Raw genomic sequence first — 2,575 nt, forward strand, 5'->3', positions numbered from 1 at the left:
CCGGGGTCACGGTGTCCACCACGACCCGGACGTCCCGGCCGTCGAGCCGCACGTCGACGACGTGGCCGGGCAGTTCCGCCGTCACCTCCGCGGCGAGGTCGGACAGCGCGCTCATCAGCGCCAGCCGGGCGGCGGGCTCCAGCGCCGCCGACAGCACCGCCGCCGCACGCTGGAGCTGTTCGTCCCCGGCGGAGGCCGTGGTCGCGAGGTTCTCCCGGAGGGTCTCCAGGTACGGATTCAGGTCCATGACATCACAATGACACCGGTGATGGTGTCCGACAAGGGGCCGTGTGCCCGCGTGGTGGTGTCGTCACGGTGTCGTGGCGCGGGCGGTGTGGTGCCCGCCCGACCGGCGCGGAGCCCGGGCGATACGCTGGCCGGGCGCGTATGAGGAGGGAGTCGGACGTGGCCGAGACGGTGAAACCCCAGGTACGGTTGATCGCGAAGACGGAGTTCGTCCCACCGGACGACGTGTCCTGGTCGACCGACGCCGACGGGGGGCAGGCACTCGCCGAGTTCGCGGGGCGGGCCTGCTACCAGTCGTGGAGCAAGCCGAACCCGAGGACGGCGACGAACGCCGGGTATCTCGACCACATCATCGAGGTCGGGCACCTGTCCGTGCTCGAGCACGCCAGCGTCACCTTCTACATCACCGGGATCTCCCGTTCGCTCACCCACGAGCTGATCCGGCACCGGCACTTCTCCTACTCGCAGCTGTCCCAGCGCTACGTCCCCGAGCGGGACGCCGCGATCGTCGAACCGGACGTCATCGCCGACGACCCCGAGTTGCACGAGAAGTTCCTCGCCGCCGCCGACGCCGGGGTACGGGCCTACAACGACCTGCTCGCCGCGCTGGAGGACAAGTTCGCCGACGCGCCGAGCGCCACCCTGCGCCGCAAGCAGGCCCGCCAGGCGGCGCGGTCGGTGCTGCCCAACGCCACCGAGACCCGCATCGTGGTGACCGGCAACTACCGCGCGTGGCGGCACTTCATCGCCATGCGCGCCACCGAGCACGCCGACGTGGAGATCCGCGCGCTCGCCGTCGAGTGTCTGCGGCAACTGCAGAAGGTGGCCGAGAACGCCTTCGCCGACTTCACGATCTCGACGCTGCCGGACGGCACCGAGGTGGCGTCCAGCCCCCGGGTCGCCGAGGGCTGAGGCGTGCGCAAGCTCGCCGTGGACGTGCGGCCGGGGGAGTACGTCGTCGCGCGGCTGGACCCCTCGGCACCCGTGCCCGCGCCGCTGCTCGACCCGGGGTCCGGAGCCGGGCTGGTCTCGGTGACCCGGACCGACACGGAGCTGTCCGTGGTGTGCGCGGCCGCGGCGGCGCCGGAGGGTGCCCGGGTGGAGCACGGGTGGCGCCTGCTCACCGTGCGGGGGCCGCTCTCGTTCACCCTGACCGGGATCATGGCCGCGCTGGCGGGTGAGCTGGCCGCCGCGGGGGTGACGCTGTTCGCCCTGTCCACCTACGACACCGACCACGTGCTCGTCCGTGGTGCGGACCTCGACCGCGCACTCGCCGCGCTGCGCGAGGCGGGACACGACGTTCACGAAGGGTGACGGCCCGCGCACCGAAGGTCGAGACACCGGTGGTCGCCATCCCGCACAGTGGTGTCGCTAGCATCGGGACGCCGCGGACGAGGGGATGGCTGTGACCGACGAACGGACCGACGAACGGACCGGCGAGCAGGCCGGCGGTGCCGCTGCCGGGGGGACGCCGCGCACGATCGCGGGCCGGTACGAACTGGCGGAGGAGCTGGGCCGGGGCGGCATGGGCGTCGTCCGGCGGGGGCGGGACACCGTGATCGGCCGCGGGGTGGCGGTGAAGGAACTGCGGCTGCCCGACGGCGCCGAGGACGTCGGCGTGTTCCAGGAGCGGGTGCTCCGGGAGGTCCGGACCGGCGGGCGACTCAACGATCCCGCGGTGGTCACGGTGTTCGACGTGGTGACCGAGGCGGACACCACCTACATCGTCATGGAGCTGGTCGAGGCACCCACCCTCGCCGATCTGGTGCGGGAGCGCGGGGCGTTGCCCCCGGAGCGGGTGGCCACGATCGGGGTGCAGGTCCTGTCCGCCCTGCGGGCGGCCCATGCCGAGGGCATCGTCCACCGGGACGTGAAACCGGGCAACATCATGGTGGCCGCCGACGGGCGGGTGAAGCTCACCGACTTCGGCATCGCGCAGGCCGTGGACGATCCGCGCCTGACCACCAGCGGGATGCTCGTCGGTTCACCGGCGTTCATGGCCCCGGAACGGGTCGCCGGACACGAGGCCCGGCCCGCCTCCGACCTGTGGGCGCTGGGTGCCACGCTCTACCACGCCGTGGAGGGTGTGGTGCCGTTCGAACGCCCCACCACGGCCGCCACCCTGCACGCGATCCTGAACGAGATCCCCTTCCTCACCCGGGCGCACGGCCCGCTCGCGTCGGCGATCATGGGACTGCTCACCGCGGCCCCGGAGGGACGGATCTCCGCCGACCGGGCCGCCGACCTGCTCACCACGCACACCCGGCAGCCCGTGGCGGCGCCGGGCACGCCACCCGGCGGGCACGCCGTCCCGCAGTACGGCGGGACG

The 2,575-nt window shown here is 73.0% G+C and carries 3 protein-coding genes and 1 pseudogene; 3 read left to right on the forward strand and 1 reads right to left on the reverse strand.

Annotation, left to right across the window (positions count from 1 at the left end; all coding sequences use genetic code 11):
• Nucleotides 1-247 (reverse strand): annotated as a pseudogene (locus SACPADRAFT_RS27515) (toxin-antitoxin system HicB family antitoxin); the annotation flags it as partial.
• Nucleotides 248-405: 158 nt separating this feature from the next.
• Here SACPADRAFT_RS27515 and thyX point away from each other — a divergent pair.
• From thyX to SACPADRAFT_RS27520, 3 genes are all read left to right on the forward strand, one after another.
• Nucleotides 406-1,158: an FAD-dependent thymidylate synthase gene (gene thyX / locus SACPADRAFT_RS0213215; protein ID WP_007027226.1), complete on the forward strand. Its 753-nt coding sequence runs from the start codon at nt 406-408 to the stop codon at nt 1,156-1,158.
• Nucleotides 1,159-1,161: 3 nt separating this feature from the next.
• The gene (locus SACPADRAFT_RS0213220; protein ID WP_007027227.1) at nt 1,162-1,560 is read left to right on the forward strand and encodes an ACT domain-containing protein; all 399 of its coding nucleotides are present in this window, start codon (nt 1,162-1,164) and stop codon (nt 1,558-1,560) included.
• 85 nt (nt 1,561-1,645) lie between these two features.
• On the forward strand, nt 1,646-2,575 hold a 930-nt coding region (locus tag SACPADRAFT_RS27520; RefSeq protein WP_007027228.1), incomplete at its 3' end, for a serine/threonine-protein kinase.

Origin of the sequence: Saccharomonospora iraqiensis subsp. paurometabolica YIM 90007 (genome assembly GCF_000231035.2) — a bacterium.
In the GTDB taxonomy this organism is placed as follows: Bacteria; Actinomycetota; Actinomycetes; order Mycobacteriales; family Pseudonocardiaceae; genus Saccharomonospora; species Saccharomonospora paurometabolica.